Source organism: Rothia koreensis (assembly GCF_052232265.1).
In the GTDB taxonomy this organism is placed as follows: domain Bacteria; phylum Actinomycetota; class Actinomycetes; order Actinomycetales; family Micrococcaceae; genus Rothia; species Rothia koreensis.
Map to the genome: position 1 here is coordinate 1133780 of NZ_CP197643.1, position 16784 is coordinate 1150563.

Below are 16784 nucleotides of genomic sequence, written 5' to 3' on the forward strand. Positions count from 1 at the left end.
ACCGTGGACTACTTCGCCTTTTGCGACTTGATCTGGTCGCCCTTGACGCTGTCGGAAGGATCCGTGAACGGGTCCGTGTTGTAGTCGCGGGACACGGCCTTCATGTAGTCCTGCCACTGGCGACCTGCGTAGGTTGCACCATCGACGTAATCCTTGGTCTGGCCACCGATGCGCAACCCGTTCAGGGAACGGGAACCCAGGTCCACGTTGCCGACCCAGGAAGCCGTGGAGACGCCCCGGGTATAACCGACGGTCCAGGTCTGGGTCGAATCGTCAGTGGTACCGGTCTTTGCAGCCGATGCGTTCTCCAACCCGATTCCTCGGTCATGGGCCGAACCCTTGGTCAGAACGTTCTTCAGGACGTAGTTGACGCCCCGGGCCACATCCGTGTCAATGGCTTGATGGCAGTTGACCGGCGCCACGTCCATGGGCTGTCCTCGACGATCGGTGATCGACTCGATCGAGCGCGGGGAGCAGTACTTTCCCTCCGAGGCGTAGGTCGCGAACGCGTTGGCCATGGCCATGGGAGCAACGTTCTCCGTACCGATCAGGGATGCGAGGGAATCCTGGGTCTTGATCTGATCCCCTGTGCCGTCTCCCTTCACGATGCCCAGGTCCTGAGCAGTCTTTCCGACACCGCAGAGGTCGAGGTAATTGTCCATGGCGTACAGCGCGGAGTTGATCGAGTTGTAGATACCCTCGTTGACCGTCATGGGCCGGTTGTAGCCCTCTTCGGCGTTCTGGAAGGACCAGGCGCCGTTCGCGCCGGGATTCTCCACCGTGCCGCCGGGCTTGCAGCTTGCTCGCCACTTGGTTCCGGCAGGATAACTCAGCGGAGATGCGTCGATGTTGGCCTCGACGCCGTTGCCTTCCTTGATCCATTGGGTCAGAGAGAACGGCTTGAACGTCGAACCGGGCTGGAAGCCGGGGGTACCGCCCATTCCGGAGTCCACGTTGTAGTTGTAGACCGTGTTTCCGACGCCCTTGCCGTTGTTGTAATTCGAGTTCTGGGCCATCGAGAGGATATTGCCGGTACCGGGCTCGACCGAGACCATCGAGGAGCTGACCGAGTCGGGGTTGTCGTCGGTCGGCTGGGTCTGGTTCACCTGGTCCTGGGCGGTTCCCTGGTCCTTGCTCTTCAGCGTCGTCTTGATGGTCAGTCCACCGCGAGTCAGCAGAGCGCGACGCTCGTCACTGTTGTCCCCGAAGCGCTTGTCCTGAAGGAACTCGTTACGCACGTAGTCACAGAAATACGGGGCGTCGGTTGCGGCTTCACAGCCCGAATCCGTGGTGTGGATGTCCAGGTCCAGCGGAGCGTCCGAAGCCTCGTCGAACTGTTCCTGATTGATCTTCCCGTGCTGCAACATGGTGTGGAGCACCGTATTGCGCCGGTCCGTCGCGGCCTTGGGATTTGCCTGAGGATCGTAATAGGAGGGGGACTGGACCATGCCGGCCAGCAACGCCGACTGCTGGACGTTCAGGTCCTTCGCGTCGATGCCCCAGTAATAGTGGGCGGCGGCCTGGACACCGTAATTGCTGCCGCCGTAGTTCACGAGGTTCAGATAGCCGTTGAGGATGTCGTCCTTCGACTTGTTCTGCTCCATCGAGATGGCAAGCTTCATTTCTTTGATCTTGTCCAGCATGCCCTTGTTGGACCCCATGGTGGTGGTCGCGTCCCCACCGTTCTGGGTGGCCTGATCGATCAGCAGGTTATTGACGTACTGCTGGGTGATCGTCGAGGCGCCCTGACGCGTTCCGGGGTGCACCAAGTTGTTCAGCAACGCTCGTCCGATACCGAAGGCATCGACACCACCGTGGTCATAGAAGGTGTCGTCCTCGATGGACAGCTGCGCATCTTTCATGCTGTCGGAGATCTGATCGAACGATACTTCCGTGCGGTTCTCCGAGTAGAACGTTGCCAGCTTCTTTCCGTCGCTCGTCAGAATGGTGGACGGCTTGGACAGCGGACCCGCGGAGAGGTCGTCGGGGAGTCCCTTGAACCAGTTGATCGAGGCACTCGCCGTCAGACCGGCTGTAGCCGCCGGCGGGATGAGGATGCCGGCAGTCACGAACCCCGCAACGATACTGAGGGCAATGAACTGGATGAAGTCGCTCGGGGCTCGTCGTTCACGCCGCCGAGCTGATTTCTTGGGTGAAGCCATTCCAACAGCATACAAGTCGATTGGACAAAACGTGCGCGTCAACGGTCCCACTGTGGACAAAACTCGGCGTGTCACGGACTGCGCTGAAAGCCCCCTGAACACGTGCCCGGAAACCACACTGTGGGAGTAGAGAGTCGACCAGGCATCCGTGGTGTCGCCGACCGGAATAGCGCGGTCTTGCGGCGGTGGATAGGCTGGGGCCATGACTCAATGGGAATACGCAACAGTTCCGCTCATGATCCATGCGACCAAGCAGATCCTCGACAATTGGGGACAGGACGGATGGGAGCTCGTCACGGTCCTTCCCGGTGCAGCTCCCGCGGGCGACGCCCCCTCGGGAAACATGGTCGCGCCCACGCAGTCGAACCCGATTGCCTACTTCAAGCGTCCCAAGGAGGACTGAGATCGTGGCAGATTCCAAGGTTGAGGAACGGCTGGCCGCCGAAGGTCTGCAGGTTCCTGAAGTTGCCGTACCGGTTGCTTCGTATGTTCCTGCTGTGATTTCCGGCAACTATGTTTACACCTCTGGCCAGATCCCGGTGCAGAACGGTGAATTTGCTGTCAAGGGCAAGGTGTCGGACGGCGGCGAGCCAGGAACCGTCGGGTTGGAGGATGCCCAGGGTCAGGCACGAGTGTGCGCGCTGAATACTTTGGCGGCCGTCAAATCCGTGATCGGAGACCTGGATCGTGTGACCAGGATCGTCAAGGTCACGGGGTTCGTCAGCTCGGTTCCCGACTTCACTGGTCAGGCCCAGGTTCTCAATGGAGCCTCCGAGCTCTACGGCAAGGCGTTCGGAGACGCCGGCGTCCATGCCCGATCGGCCGTCGGAGTTGCGGTCCTTCCCCTCGACGTGCCCGTTGAAGTGGAACTCATCGTTGAATTTGCCTAATCCTCTGACGCTGCCGATTCACCGGGTCACCGCGAAGAGTGGCCCGGCCGCCGATCCGCGGACTTGTGGTGCTTCGTACTTCCCGCTGACTCCGCGGGAGGCGACGGCTGCCCGGGCATGGATGGCCGAGGAAGACAAGACAGCTTGCTGCCAGATGAAGACGGCGGCCGCCGTGGTGTACATCCGTGAGGGTGCCCACGGACTCGAGACTTTTCTCACGTACCGCCCGACCCCCGAATCGCCGATGGGTCGCATCTGCTTCCCGGGCGGCGTCGTCGAGCAGGACGATCACGAGCCGGTGGGGTGGTACGGCCCGACCCCCGCACAGTGGGCCCAGAAGTTGGGGCACGACGACGTCGTAGTGGCACGCAGCGCCGTGGTGGCCGCCGTGCGGGAGAGTTTCGAAGAGGTCGGCGTGCTGCTGTCCGGCCCCAACGAGCAGGACACGGTCGAATACACCGAGGCGAGCGAGACGATGGCCTCGCGGGAATCGATAGCCGGCCACGAGCTGGGCTTCATCGCTTATCTCAAACGCGGAGGACTCAAGCTCCGGACAGATCTGCTCAAACCTCTTGGCCGGTGGCAGACCCCTGACTTCTCGCACCGACGCTTCGACACCCACTTCTTCGCGTCGGTGGTTCCCGTGGGCCAACGTCCCAAACTCCTGTCCTCCAAGGGGGTCTGGGGAAGGTGGGTTCCCGCGCGCGACGTCGTCGCCGACCGTTCCTCCACAGCCTTGGGCGACGAAATCGGTCGAGAGGACACGGTGGGGCGCCCCCTCGAGGAACTCATGACGCCGGGAACGCTGTGCGTGCTGGAGTCTTTGGCCACGTGCCAGACGACGATCGCTTTTCTGACCAAAAAACGTCAGGTTCACGTCAAGAAGCCGGAGCTCGTGGAGAAGAACGGGGAGCTCATGCTGGCCTTCACACCCCCGAGGGACGCGGTCAGGACCAGGTCCAAGGGAGCTTAGCCCAAGGTCGGGCGAGGGCTCGCAGGAAAGAAGGAGCCGGGTGCGTATGCACCCGGCTCCTTCTCAAGTCACGACGCGTGAGCGCCCGAAACACCGATCAGCGGCTCCTCTGTCGCAACCGCTGCAGATCGAGGATGACGACGGCGCGGGCCTCGAGCCGAATCCAGCCGCGCTGGACGAACTCGGCAAGGGCCTTGTTGACGGTCTCGCGAGAAGCACCCACGAGTTGCGCGAGTTCTTCCTGGGTGAGCTCGTGGGCAACCAGGATGCCGTCCGTGGCCGGGCGGCCGAAGCGGTCCGCCAGGTCAAGGAGCGCCTTGGAGACGCGTCCGGGGACGTCGGAAAAGACCAGATCGGCGAGGTTCTCGTTGGTCCGGCGAAGGCGACGGGCCAGGGCCTGGAGGACCTGTCCGGAAATCGAGGGGCTTCGGTCCATGGCCTTCTTGAGGCTGGAGTGCTTGACTCCGGCCAGGCGGGATTCCGACACCGCGGTTGCCGACGTCGAGCGGGGGCCCGGATCGAAGAGCGCCATTTCACCGAAGATTTCGCCGGGTCCCATGATCGCGACCAGATTCTCGCGGCCGTCCGATGCGGTGCGGCCGAGTTTGATCTTGCCGGAGACCACGAAATACAGCTGGTCCCCCGGGTCGCCCTCGTAGAACAACGTTGCACCGCGCGAGAGGTCCACCTCGGTCAATTCCTCGGTGAGCGCGCCAAATGCTTCGTCGTCCAGGGTTGCGAAGAGGGGAGCCCTACGCAGAACCTCGATATCCATAATTCTCCTCAGTGATCCGGGACTTTGATGCCCGCCGCACGCGTCCACACCATCTCAGGCATTGATTCGGGATGGGCGCGACGCCGGCTGATCGTGTGACAAATTCAACCTATCTGAAATCCACTGTATAAGTTGTGTGTCGAATCCGCCACAGACGAGCCCATATCCTTGCATAAAGGTTCCTGAACGTCGAATTGACTAAGGTTCTTATCAGGTGCCGTACCTAATATGGAGAGTCTTCCCGACCGCCTGCGTCGTCGGGAGATGACCGCGACGATTGGTGATCATGCTGACAGACTTCTCACTGCTGGACTGGATCCTCATCCTGATTCTGCTGGCTTACTTCGTATCCGGCTATGCACGCGGGTTTTTTCTGACCCTCGGATCGGTGGTCGGGTTCGTTCTGGGAGCCGTCGCCGCGTTCTACGTGACGCCATGGCTGGTCGAAAGGGCCGAGGGCGGCTGGCGGATCGTGGTGGCCATTGTGAGCATCGGCATCCTGATCCTGATCGGTCAGGCACTGGGCGTGGCCATTGGTCGACCTCTGAGGAGAATCACCGAGAGGACGGGGCTTGGGGTCGTCGACCGCATCGGCGGGGCGTTGCTGAACACCCTGACCTGCGCTTTCGTGATCGTAGTCCTCAGCTTTTCGGCCTCGCAACTGGGCGTCGCAGCGATTTCCTCCGCCGTGAACAAGTCGACGGTGATCACCGGTCTTCAGTCGGCGACTCCGCAACCCGTACAAAGGGGAATTGCCGAGGCCAGGGCCGCCGTCCTCGAACAGTCGGGGATCCCCCGCTTGGACGAGCGACTCTTCCCGCAGGAAGCGGCTCCCACCGAGACCTCCGACTCGGATTCTTTGCGAGCGGCCGAAGACTCCGTGCTGAAGATCAATGGCACCGCGGAGGCCTGTGCCCAGAACCAGTCCGGTTCCGGCTTCGTCGCCGCCTCGCACAAGGTCATCACCAATGCCCACGTGGTCTCGGGCGTGGACAGCCCGTTGGTCCAGACTCGTCAGGGCAAGAGCTATGAAGGCAATATCGTCTATTTCGATGCCGACAAGGACATCGCGGTCCTCGACGTTCCCGGCCTCGATGCTTCGCCGCTGAAGGCCGGGGAAAACGGAAAGGCCGGTGACGTGGCCAATTTCATGGGGTATCCCCTGGGCGGGCCTTTCACCTCGCGTTCGGCCTCGATCCAGGGCCTCGGCTACAACTCGACGACCTCAGAAAATGGGACCACGACCCAGCCGCGAGAGATTTACCAGCTGGCGGCCGACGTCCAGCAGGGGAACTCCGGCGGTCCCTTGCTGAACGACCAGGGACAGTTCATCGGTCTGATTTTTGCGAAGGCCACCCAGGGGGAGACGGGCTACGCCCTGTCGATGACCGAGCTCGAACCCGTGCTCCAGGACATCGAATCCATGAACCAACCTGTCCCCAGCGGTGAGTGCACCTCGGGCTGATCGAGGGGACTCACCGCCGCTCCGTCAGCGCTGGGCCAGGTAGTCCAGCGCCATGATGTATCCGAAGGCCCCGGCACCGGCGATGACCGTCTCGGCCTGCAGGGACACGAAAGACCGGTGACGGAACTCTTCCCTCTGGTGGACGTTCGACAGATGGATTTCGACGACGGGCAATTCGGCCGCCTCGAGTGCGTCATGAATGGCAATCGAGTAGTGCGTGAAGGCTGCCGGGTTGATCAAGATCGCCGACGCCTCGGAGCGGGCGCGTTGGATGGCGTCGACCAGGTCGCCTTCGTGATTCGATTGCATGAACTCGATACCCAGGCCAAGCTTTTCGGCGTGGGACCGCACGGAGTGCTCGATGTCACGGAGCGTCGTCGTTCCGTAGACCTCCGGTTTGCGAACCCCGAGCATATTCAGGTTGGGGCCGTTCAGCACAAAAATAGGTTTGGTCATAAGTTCATTCTTCCATGGGACAGCTCAGCGCCCGGGCGGCCGGGTTCCCTCCGCAGGGAACCCGGCCGCCCGGGCGCTGACGTGGTCGGTTATCGACCGAGCGACTCGGTGATCTGGTCCATGACGGTCTGGTCCGCCAAGGTCGAGACGTCGCCAACGGGACGATCCTCTGCGACATCCTTCAGCAGGCGTCGCATGATCTTGCCGGACCTGGTCTTCGGCAACTCCGGAACGATCAGAACCTTCTTCGGCTTGGCGATCGGAGAAATCTCCTCGCCGACGTGGGCCCGAATCTCTGCGGCCAGATCCTCCTGGTCGCGTCCTTCCGCGGTCGCGTCGTCGGACAGGATCACGAAGGCGATCACAGCCTGTCCGGTGGTCTCGTCGGTTGCGCCAACCACCGCGGCCTCGGCCACCGAATCGTGGGAGACAAGCGCCGACTCGATTTCCGGGGTCGAAAGGCGGTGGCCGGAGACGTTCATGACGTCGTCGACCCTGCCGAGTACCCAGATGTCGCCGTCCTCGTCCCTTTTTGCGCCGTCGCCCGCGAAGTAAGTCTTCTCGTCGAATCGCGACCAGTAGGTATCGACGAAACGCTGGTCGTCTCCCCAAATGGTGCGCAGCATGGACGGCCACGGCTGGGTCAGCACCAGCAACCCGGACTCCCCGTTGGGAAGTTTCTCTCCGGAGTCGTCCACGACCTGAGCATGGATCCCCGGCAGCGCGTGCTGGGCGGAGCCGGGCTTGGCCACCGTGACCCCTGGCAACTGGGAGATCATGATGCCGCCGGTCTCGGTCTGCCACCACGTGTCGACAATGGGGCAGCGTTCCTTGCCGATCACCCGGTGGAACCACAGCCAGGCCTCGGGGTTGATGGCCTCGCCGACTGTGCCGAGCAGTCGGAGCGAGTCCAATCTGTACTGTGCCGGGATCTCCTCGCCCCACTTCATCATGGTCCTGATGGCGGTGGGCGAGGTGTACATGATCGTCACACCGTACTTGTCCACGATCTCCCAGAAACGGCCGCGATGCGGGGAGTTCGGTGTTCCTTCGTAGATGACCTGACTCGAGCCATTGAGCAGGGGGCCGTAGGTGATGTACGTGTGGCCCGTGACCCATCCGACGTCGGCGGTGCACCAGTAGACGTCCGTATCCGGCTTGATGTCGAAGACGTTGTAGTGGGTGTATGCGGCATGAGTCAGGTAACCGCCCGTCGTGTGGAGGATCCCCTTGGGCTTGCCCGTGGTGCCGGACGTGTAGAGGATGAACAGCGGATCCTCGGCGTTGTTCGGCTGGGGGGTGTGCTCCGCGGACGCCTTGTCGACCGTCTCGTGCCACCAGACGTCTCGCCCCTCGGTCCAAGCAACATCCTCACCGTTGCGCTTGACCACGAGGACGTGTTCGATGCTCTCCGCGCCCTTCGACAGCGCCTTGTCCACCGTGGGCTTGAGCTGAGTCGGCTGGCCACGCCGGTAGGAGCCGTCTGCAGTCACGATGAGCTTGGCCGCGCCGTCCTCGACCCGTGACCGAATCGCGTCCGCCGAGAATCCTCCGAAGATCACGGAGTGGACCGCACCGATGCGAGCGCAGGCCAACATCGTGATGACAGCCTCCGGGATCATGGGGAGGTAGACCGCAACGCGGTCCCCCTTCTCGATTCCGAGTTCCTGGAACGCGTTGGCCGCCTTCGACACCTCGTCCTTGAGGTCTCGGTAGGTGTAGGTCCGGCTGTCGCCCGGCTCGCCCTCGAAGTAAATGGCCACCCGGTCGCCGTTGCCTGCCTCGACATGGCGGTCGACGGCGTTGTACGCGGCGTTGAGCTCGCCGTCCTCGAACCATTTGGCGAAAGGGGGATTGGTCCAGTCGAGGGTCTGTGTGAATTCCTTGTCCCAGTGGAGGAACCGTTTGGCCTGTTCGGCCCAGAACTCGGTTCCTTGGGAAGAAGCCTGTTCGTAAAGGTCGCTCCCGGCGTTCGCCTGGGCGGTGAACTGCTGGGGCGGATCGAACGTGTGGTAAGTCTCGCTCACTGTGCGTCCTTTCTGGTGGATGCGGTCTGCGGACCGCGAAATCATTCAGTTCTACTGTAATAGACATCTCGTGACTCGGATCACTGGTTGCAAGGGTTTCGCAGGCAGGAAAATCTCCAGGTCAGCCGCATACGGCTCCTGGGGCCGACGTCGCCGGTGCGCACGTTGCTGGGTAGGCTGGGTCGATATGACGAGTGCACCAGGGCAAGAGGGCTTCGGTCCGGAGATACGGCACGTTCCTGAGGAGAAGGCACGTGCGGGTGCCGCACGGCGACGTCGTTCCGGGACGGCGGAAACCCATCTCGGAACCGTGCGGCGCGCGCGAAGGATCAACCGGATTCTGGGCGAGACCTATCCGTACGCGGTCGCGGAGCTCGATTTCGACAACGCCTTCGAGCTCGTGGTGGCCACCGTTCTCTCCGCGCAGACCACCGACACCAAGGTCAACGCGGTCACCCCCACGTTGTTCTCGGCCTTTCCGGATGCACAGGCGCTGTCGACGGCCGATCATTCGGCGGTGGAGGAGATCGTGCGCCCCCTGGGGTTCTACCGTTCGAAGGCCAAGTCGATCATTTCGCTGGCCGGGCAGATCGTCGACGAGCACGACGGCCGGGTGCCCGAGACGCTCGAGGAATTGACGGCCCTGTCAGGGGTCGGCCGGAAGACCGCGTTCGTGGTGATGGGAAATGCCTTCGGCCTGCCGGGGCTCACCGTTGACACTCATTTCGGCCGCTTGTCGCGCCGGCTCGGGTTCACCGAGGAGCAGGACCCCGTCAAAGTGGAAAAGGACGTCGCGGGTCTGTTTCCGCCCGGAGACTGGACGATGTTGTCGCACCGGCTCATCTACCACGGGCGCAGAATCTGCCACGCCAAGGTTCCGGCGTGCGGAGTATGTCCCGTGGCCGACCTCTGTCCGTCCTACGGATCCGGTGAGACCGACGAGCGCGCGGCGGCACAACTCCTCCAGTACGAGTTCGCCCCCGGACGCGAGGAGCTGCACCGCCGGTATCTGGAAGGTGCGACACGCCGCGAGCTGCGGGAGGAAGGGTACAGCCTTGGCCGATGAAAGCCGGAGGGATACGACGACGACCGCCCTCGAGGACCTCAGGGACCTTGGCAGGCGGGGGAGCACGATCGTCATGGACGATCGCGAGCCGTGGCGGATCGGTGCCATGGATCCGGAGTCGACCAAGGATGCGGCGGTCCTCATCCTGTTCGGTGTACTCGACGACGCCCTCGCGGCATCGTCGAGCGGTGCCGAGTCGGGAGTGGGCGCTGACTTGGACGTGCTGATCGTGGTCCGGGCGGGAACGCTGCGGCAGCACGCCGGTCAGCCGGCCTTCCCCGGCGGCAAAGTGGACCCGGAGGACCACCAGGCCGAGGATCCCTTTGTCGAAGCAGCGCTCCGCGAGGCCGTCGAAGAGACCGGTCTCGATCGGGACGGCGTCGAGGTCGTGGGAAAGCTCGCACCCGTGCCCCTCCCGGTCAGCAACTTCATGGTCACCCCCGTGATCGGATGGTGGAAGGACCCCTCACGTGTCGCCGTGGTCGACAGTGCAGAGTCGTCCAGAGTCTTCCGGGTGCCGGTACGCGATCTGATCGATCCGGGCAACCGCCACTACGCCGCGGTGACCCGCGGGCGGCTGACCTACACATCGCCCGCCTTCGACATTGTGGACTCCACGCAACGGGTGACGATCTGGGGATTCACAGGCGTCGTTCTTGACCGTGTTCTCCACGAGCTCGGATGGGACCAGGAATGGGACCGCACCCGCTCGGAGCCGGCCCCTCGCTGAACTCCGTCCTCGGCGGAATGCTCAGTACAGTGCACGGCGTCACCTCGGCGAAGGAACCTATTTGGCTTCGGCGTAGGAGTCCACCGTTTCGACTGTCAGGGGGAAATCCACGGGAGAATCCCCGAACAACAACCGGCCGGCCGATGCCGCAGACTCCCTGACAATATCGGCGACAACCTGTGCCTCCGACTCCGGGCCGTGGAGCACGACCTCATCGTGCACGAAGAAGACCAAGGATGTGCTCATCGGTCCGCCGTTTTCTCCGCCGGATCGCAGGCGCCGGCGAATTTCTCCCATCCAGCACAGCGCCCACTCGGCGGCGGTTCCCTGAACCACGAAATTTCGGGTGAAGCGACCCTGGGAACGGGCCATCGTGTTCGACCGGGCTTCCGCCGAGGCCGTGCTGACGTCCTTCACCGTGTCGAACCATCGTTGGTCCGGCGGCGGGGAGGTCCGGCCGAGCCACGTGGTGACTTGGCCGCCCCGCTCGCCACGGTCCGCAGCATTCTCGACGACGCCGATGGCCTCGGGGAACAGCCTCTTCAGATGTGGTGCCAACGATCCGGCCTCACCGGACGTGGCCCCGTACATTGCCCCGAGAAGAGCGACTTTGGCCGCCTGCCTGTCCTTCAACGCGGAACCCGTTCTTTGCCCGATCTCCGCGATGCCGACGTACAGGTCCTTGCCCTGCCCGGCCACGGTCAGAGCCCGGTCCGATGACATCGCTGCGAGGATGCGAGGTTCGACTTGTGAAGCGTCGGCAACCGTCAGGACATTGCCTGGGTCTGCGCGGACGGCGTCGCGTACCGTTTGCGGAATCTGCATCGCCCCTCCTCCGTGCGCGGCCCACCGCCCGGTCACGACGCCGCCGACCACGTACGCCGCGTGAAACCTTCCGTCCCGGACCCACTCGTCCAGCCAGTGCCACCCGTTGGCGGTCCAGAGCCGATACAGCTGCTTGTACCGCAGGACGGGCCCGATCATCGCTCTACGCTGGTCCGAACTCGAGCCTCCACGATCCGCCCACGCCATCAGGTCCCATTTTCGTGTGGAAGAAACCTCGATGCCTGCGGAGTGGAGCGCGCGGAGAAGGTCTTGGGGCGAATCGGGATTGAGCCGGCTCGTCCCCAGCGTTCTTCCGATCTCCTCGGCCAGCTCCTGCATCAGGGCAGGTCGTTCTCCTTCGGCGGGCCGGGGGCCGAGAAGCTCGTGAAGAATCCGTTGGTGGATGTCCGCGTTCCAGGGAAGCCCTTCGTGATACATCTCGGCAGCTATCAACGCGCCCTGGGACTCAGCGGCCAGCAGCAGGGTGAGCCGTTGACGTCCCGGGGAGTCGTCCACCGCGCCCTTCTGTGCCGCGAACTCTTCCACAAGCTGGTCGATGCCGGGTTCGGCACGCGACCCGGGCCGAGTCGGCGCGTCGAACAACGAAACCTGCTGAGGGTCACGGCGAGGGGGAATGTGGCCCGCAGAGGCAGGCTCCGAGGGCCGTAGGTCCACGGCCGGGCTGTACTGGACTTGATTGCTCGGCAGCGTTGCGGCGTTCCGAAGGATGGTCTGATTCAGCGCGAGGTCCCAGCAGCGGGAGACGGAGACTCCTGCTCTCAGCAGTGACGGGTAGACCGCGTTCGTGGACGACCAAACCCATCGGATGCGGTCGGGATGGGGTGAGGTCCGGTGCACCGCGCTCACGAAGTCGGACAACTGATTCTGCGCGAAACTGCGGGTTGAGCCGGCCACACCGTTCTCCACCGTGACGGCTCGCCAGACGGCGTCGTTGCCTTGCGCAGACGAGCCGGGGTCCTGGGGGCCGATCACGATCACCATGTCTCTATTATCCAGCCCCAGGCAGCCCGTAGATTTGTCTCTGTGGACAACGCAATGCCAATTTCTCAGAATCCGGGTCTTCCGAGGGTGTGGGGCCACACCGTCGATGACATGACCCGGTGCGTTCATTACCACCAGCCCGAGGACGTCATCGCGATTCGCTTCAAGTGCTGCGACAGGTACTACCCGTGCCATCTGTGCCATGCCGAGGCCGAGGACCACGAGGCCCACCAATGGTCCGTCGACGAACGGGAGACCCCGGCCATCTTGTGCGGGGGATGCGGAAGCGAGCTTCCGATCAAGGAGTACATGGCCGCTTCCCGGTGCCCTCGGTGCGCGATCATGTTCAACGAACGGTGTGCTCTTCACTACGACCTGTACTTCGAGGTGGACTAGCGCGCGGCATGGATCAGTACGATCCGTCCACAGGAGACCTGTTCTCGAGGGGAATTGCGAATTCTCCACACTGGAGACCCACGCAGGGAGAATTCCGGTGGGCCCGAATCCTGGTGGAGTCACGATGTCGGCATGGATACCGATTCACGACGACACATCGCTGACCCCGAGGTTTCGGAGGCGGAAGACTTCGTCCGGGAACTGATCGATCGAGCGCCTTCCGACGGACTCTTGAACGGAGCTTCGGGGGCGCTCCTGGCCTGGGGCGACAGGCGCAGCTTCTTGCGCGTGACCGAGGACGTGGCGCGGGCGGTAGGCACAGGCTTGCGCCGGGTGCCGGAGAACGGCCGACCGATCATCGGTCCGCGCGACGCTTTGGTGATGGAGGCGGAACAGGCCGAGGATCCTGTTCGTTGCCCTGACGCCTATCTGAGGTCGACGCCGGGTCCGAGGGGGCCCGCGATTGTCTGCGGGTTCGCAGGGGGTTCTGATCCGTGGGCTGCGGCGCGGAGGCTCGCGGCCTTCTGGCACCAGCCCGACGTCGTGATTCTCCCGCAGGGCAGGGGCTGGTTGGCCGACCGGATCGCCGGAAGCCCGGGAGCCGAACACACGCACCCAACGATCGGGGTGCTGGGCGTGTGCGGTGGCGTGGGAACGACGACGACGGCGCTCTGGGTTGCCTCAAGACTTCTCGAAGACGGCAAGCCTCCGATCGTCGTCGACGCCGTCCCTGGCAGCACAGCCCTCGAAAGCTGCGTCGCCGGCGAACCGATGAGCGGACTCAGATGGGAAGACATTGCCCGATTGCCGTACAGACCAGAGGCGGCCCACATCGTCTCCGCTGTTCCGGCCCCGCACGGGCTGCCCATCCTCTCCTCTGATCCGGACACCACCGGGCAGAGCCAGGATTCGGGGACGACCCTCTGGGCGACCATCGATGCCCTGAGCCATGAGGCCATGCCCGTCGTCGATCTCGGCGCAATTCCGCTGACGTGGTCAGCCATGAATTCGACGTCCGTGGCCCGGTGCTCGGCCCTGCTCTTGTTGGTTCCGTTCACCCTCCGCGGTTTGTGCCAGGCGAGAGCGGCGTGCCATCGATGGTCCGGGGTCCTGCCCGTCGTCCCCGTCGGAACGGGGCCCAGATGGTGCGATGTCTCCGACCAGGACGTCGCCCAGGCCATAGGGATGCCGTTGGCAGCCACCATCCCGCACGTGGTGCCGGTTCACGACTCCTATGAGGCCGGTCGGGTCCTGGATATTGCCTACAAGCGACCGTTGCGTCGGGCCCTCGGCGAGATCGTGGATGCCGTGGGCGCGGCGGTTGAGAGTCGTGCCGGACGCGGACGTGGCCGCGGGTACTCCGCGGGCCAACAATTCGCGAGGATATCGCCGCAGCACCGGAGACCGGCCGGCGCCGTTTCGGAGGACCAGGCAGCGAATGGACCCTCGTGCTCGGATGTTGGGCGCGCATCCGACGTTTCGGCCGGTAGGGGCGCCGAATGAGCCCGGTGTCCCCGGCAGCCGAACGATTGGCCGCCTGGGAAGCACGACGGGCCCGTTTTCAAGGGCTGGGAATACTCGAGCCGTTGCTGGAGAGGCCGGGGGTCACGGACATTTATGTCAACGGTCCTCGAGAGATCTGGACGGACGGCGCACAGGGGATGCAACGGACCGGTCTGTGTTTTCCCGACGACGTCGCCGTGCGCGATCTGGCGACACGCATCATCGCCTCCGAAGGCCAGCGTCTGGACGCAAGTCGCCCCTGTGCTGATGTGCAGACTCCGGACGGCTACCGGTTCCATGCCGTACTCCCACCGGTGGCCGCACGGCAGACGCACCTGTCGATCCGGCTCCAGCCCTCCCTGAGGCCGGATTTCTCCGCTCTGCAGAAGGCGGGCATGTTTTCCGAGGAAACAGGAGAGCTGATTCGTTCCTTGGTGCGCAGGAAACGGTCGTTGTTGATCAGTGGCGGGACGGGCACTGGCAAAACGACCCTGCTGAATGCGGTATTGGGACTCTGCCCGCCGACGGAGCGTCTGGTCCTGATCGAGGATTCGCCAGAGCTCGAACCCGACCACCCGCACGTGGTCTCCTTGCGTTCCCGAGATGCCAATGCGGAAGGGGCTGGGGAGGTGACACTGACCTCCCTGATACGCCAGGCGCTGAGGATGGGCCCTGACCGGCTGATCCTCGGGGAATGCAGGGGAGCGGAGGTCAAGGACTTCTTACTGGCCATGAACACCGGACACGAAGGCGGTGGTGTGACATTGCACGCCAACTCCGCCGCGTCGGTACCGTCGCGACTTCTGGCTCTCGGTGCCCTGGCCGGTTTGGGACATGACGCGGTGGCTCACCAGGCCGCGAATGCCGTCGACGTCGTCGTCCACGTGCGCCGGTCGGGTGTACACCGGTGGGTCAGTCAGATGGGACTGCTCAGCCTGGAAGGCAACGACCTGGTGGTTGTCCTCGCGGTGGAATTCGGGGTCGACGGCGATGCCACCTGCGCTCGGGCCTGGTCTACCCTTGCGGCCCTGGCTGACCTGGATGGGAGCCGCCCGACTTCGTGGCAATCTTCGCCGCAGGGTTCAGGGCCGTTGACGGGCGGTGTGCGGCCGTGACGTTCTTGGCGCTGGCGTGCGGGGGTTGCGGAATCCTCCTGATCGGGGTCGGGACACTTCGGGCACCTCGCGTGGGTTCTTCGGACTCATCCGTGACGGATCGTCTGTTGTTCCGGACCTTTTCGGCGGCCCGGTCGTTGAGAGCTCGCAGGGAAGCAGTGAGCCTCGGATGCTGGCCGGAAGTCATCAGGCAGCTCTCTGCGCTGACAGCGGCGGGGATACCGCAGAATCGCGTGTGGTCGGAGCTGGAGCAGGCATGGACCTCGAATCGTGGGGCATACCTGGCGTCCTCGGGCGACCGCGTCACGCGGGACGTCGTGAGCACGATCGGCCAGGCTGCCCGCGTGTCCGAGGCGGGCATGGATGCCGTCCGGACGTTGGAATCGACCAGGCCCCAATTGTTCTCGTCCAAGGCGGTTGTTGACGCCTTGACCGCCACATGGTCGGTTTCGAAACAGACCGGCTCCCCGATCTCGGAGGTGCTGGTCAGGATCGCGGAGGCGGTCGAGGACGATCTCGATGCTCACGCCGCGCGAGAGGCGGCGATGTCCGGTCCGCGCGCCACGGCCAGACTGCTCTCGGCCCTTCCGCTCGTGGGGTTGGCCATCGGGCTGATCCTCGACGCCGACCCCATCGGCGTGCTCGTGGGGAGCCTCTGGGGACGCGTCGCACTCGGACTCGGGATGGTGCTGGGCGCGACGGGAGCGTTGTGGACCCGACATCTGGTTGCTTCGGCGCGGGGCACCCAGACGACCGAAACGATGGATGTTTCGCCATCGTGGGGGAGGCCCGTTCTTCGGCTCCTTGGCTGGCAAGGGCGACTGGAACGGTGGCAATCATGAAACCCACGACGTCGCCCGGACACCTGTTGACCGAATGGGCCGGTCATCGCGGAATGCGACGGCGCATGCTGGCCCACCACGCCGTTCGGACCGGTGACACGCACCTGAGTATTCGTGTGTGGCTCGAACTGACGGCCACCGTGCTCGAGTCGGGTGTTCCTCTCGCCGAGGCATTGCGCATCGTGGCGGAATCGGCCGAATCCTCCGCACTCCAGGGGGTGGCTCATCGGCTCCGTCTTGGGCTGCCCTGGGATGCCGCATGGCTTCTTGAGGCGCCGTCCCGTGAGGGGAACTCGGACGAACGGCAAACCATGCGAATTCTTCGCGAGGTCTTGACCCTGGCTGTCCGGACCGGCGCGCCAACGGCGTCGATGTTGAGAGCGAGAGCCATGCAGCTGCGGCGGTCCGAGCATCGGGAGGCAGAGAAAGTGGCAGCCGCCCTTGGCGTGAAGCTTGTCGTTCCGCTGGGTCTGTGCTCGCTTCCTTCGTTCGTCTGTTTGGGCGTGGTTCCGATACTCATCGGCTTCATGCCACGGATGTGGTCGTGACCGACGATG

General features: G+C 63.9%; 16 protein-coding genes. 11 read left to right on the forward strand and 5 right to left on the reverse strand.

Annotated elements, in window-relative coordinates:
- Positions 1-8: 8 nt before the first annotated feature.
- On the reverse strand, positions 9-2162 hold the full coding sequence (locus ACTSLZ_RS04920) for a transglycosylase domain-containing protein (RefSeq protein WP_443095904.1): 2154 nt from the start codon (positions 2160-2162) through the stop codon (positions 9-11).
- A gap of 202 nt (positions 2163-2364) precedes the next feature.
- Here ACTSLZ_RS04920 and ACTSLZ_RS04925 point away from each other — a divergent pair, with 202 nt between their 5' ends.
- From ACTSLZ_RS04925 to ACTSLZ_RS04935, 3 genes are all read left to right on the forward strand, one after another.
- On the forward strand, positions 2365-2565 hold the full coding sequence (locus ACTSLZ_RS04925) for a DUF4177 domain-containing protein (protein WP_129314669.1): 201 nt from the start codon (positions 2365-2367) through the stop codon (positions 2563-2565).
- 4 nt (positions 2566-2569) lie between these two features.
- A complete protein-coding gene (locus ACTSLZ_RS04930; protein ID WP_129314671.1) occupies positions 2570-3052 on the forward strand; it encodes a RidA family protein in 483 nt (160 codons plus the stop codon).
- A 172-nt stretch (positions 3053-3224) separates the two neighbouring features.
- Complete coding sequence (locus tag ACTSLZ_RS04935; RefSeq protein WP_443095905.1) at positions 3225-4025, forward strand: NUDIX hydrolase; 801 nt, start codon at positions 3225-3227, stop codon at positions 4023-4025.
- Positions 4026-4122: 97 nt separating this feature from the next.
- Here the strand turns inward: ACTSLZ_RS04935 and ACTSLZ_RS04940 are convergent, their stop codons facing one another.
- Entirely contained in the window at positions 4123-4800 is a 678-nt protein-coding gene (locus ACTSLZ_RS04940; protein WP_129314673.1) for a Crp/Fnr family transcriptional regulator, read from the reverse strand.
- 286 nt (positions 4801-5086) lie between these two features.
- On the opposite strand from ACTSLZ_RS04940, the gene ACTSLZ_RS04945 reads away from it, so the two are divergent.
- The gene (locus tag ACTSLZ_RS04945) at positions 5087-6265 is read left to right on the forward strand and encodes a MarP family serine protease (RefSeq protein ID WP_443095906.1); all 1179 of its coding nucleotides are present in this window, start codon (positions 5087-5089) and stop codon (positions 6263-6265) included.
- 24 nt (positions 6266-6289) lie between these two features.
- Here the strand turns inward: ACTSLZ_RS04945 and aroQ are convergent, their stop codons facing one another.
- Positions 6290-6721, reverse strand: a complete 432-nt coding sequence (gene aroQ, locus ACTSLZ_RS04950; RefSeq protein WP_443095907.1) for a type II 3-dehydroquinate dehydratase — start codon at positions 6719-6721, stop codon at positions 6290-6292.
- A gap of 89 nt (positions 6722-6810) precedes the next feature.
- On the reverse strand, positions 6811-8793 hold the full coding sequence (gene acs / locus ACTSLZ_RS04955) for an acetate--CoA ligase (RefSeq protein ID WP_178979453.1): 1983 nt from the start codon (positions 8791-8793) through the stop codon (positions 6811-6813).
- A 142-nt stretch (positions 8794-8935) separates the two neighbouring features.
- On the opposite strand from acs, the gene nth reads away from it, so the two are divergent.
- A complete protein-coding gene (gene nth / locus ACTSLZ_RS04960) occupies positions 8936-9814 on the forward strand; it encodes an endonuclease III (protein WP_129314681.1) in 879 nt (292 codons plus the stop codon).
- Positions 9804-10544 (forward strand): CoA pyrophosphatase, encoded by a 741-nt coding sequence (locus ACTSLZ_RS04965; RefSeq protein WP_321201188.1) that lies wholly within the window; start codon positions 9804-9806, stop codon positions 10542-10544. Before nth ends, ACTSLZ_RS04965 begins: the two co-directional genes overlap by 11 nt.
- 57 nt (positions 10545-10601) lie before the next feature.
- Here the strand turns inward: ACTSLZ_RS04965 and ACTSLZ_RS04970 are convergent, their stop codons facing one another.
- A complete protein-coding gene (locus ACTSLZ_RS04970) occupies positions 10602-12371 on the reverse strand; it encodes a bifunctional 3'-5' exonuclease/DNA polymerase (protein WP_443095908.1) in 1770 nt (589 codons plus the stop codon).
- 54 nt (positions 12372-12425) lie between these two features.
- On the opposite strand from ACTSLZ_RS04970, the gene ACTSLZ_RS04975 reads away from it, so the two are divergent.
- From ACTSLZ_RS04975 to ACTSLZ_RS04995, 5 genes are all read left to right on the forward strand, one after another.
- The gene (locus ACTSLZ_RS04975) at positions 12426-12767 is read left to right on the forward strand and encodes a CHY zinc finger protein (protein WP_129314686.1); all 342 of its coding nucleotides are present in this window, start codon (positions 12426-12428) and stop codon (positions 12765-12767) included.
- Between the two features lie 132 nt (positions 12768-12899).
- The gene (locus ACTSLZ_RS04980; RefSeq protein ID WP_443095909.1) at positions 12900-14270 is read left to right on the forward strand and encodes a hypothetical protein; all 1371 of its coding nucleotides are present in this window, start codon (positions 12900-12902) and stop codon (positions 14268-14270) included.
- Positions 14267-15385 carry a TadA family conjugal transfer-associated ATPase gene (locus ACTSLZ_RS04985; protein WP_443095910.1) on the forward strand — a complete coding sequence of 373 codons (1119 nt, stop codon included), beginning with the start codon at positions 14267-14269 and terminating at the stop codon, positions 15383-15385. Before ACTSLZ_RS04980 ends, ACTSLZ_RS04985 begins: the two co-directional genes overlap by 4 nt.
- 92 nt (positions 15386-15477) lie before the next feature.
- On the forward strand, positions 15478-16227 hold the full coding sequence (locus ACTSLZ_RS04990) for a type II secretion system F family protein (protein WP_443095911.1): 750 nt from the start codon (positions 15478-15480) through the stop codon (positions 16225-16227).
- Entirely contained in the window at positions 16224-16775 is a 552-nt protein-coding gene (locus tag ACTSLZ_RS04995; protein WP_443096095.1) for a type II secretion system F family protein, read from the forward strand. The genes ACTSLZ_RS04990 and ACTSLZ_RS04995 overlap by 4 nt, the downstream gene beginning before the upstream one ends.
- Positions 16776-16784: the final 9 nt, after the last annotated feature.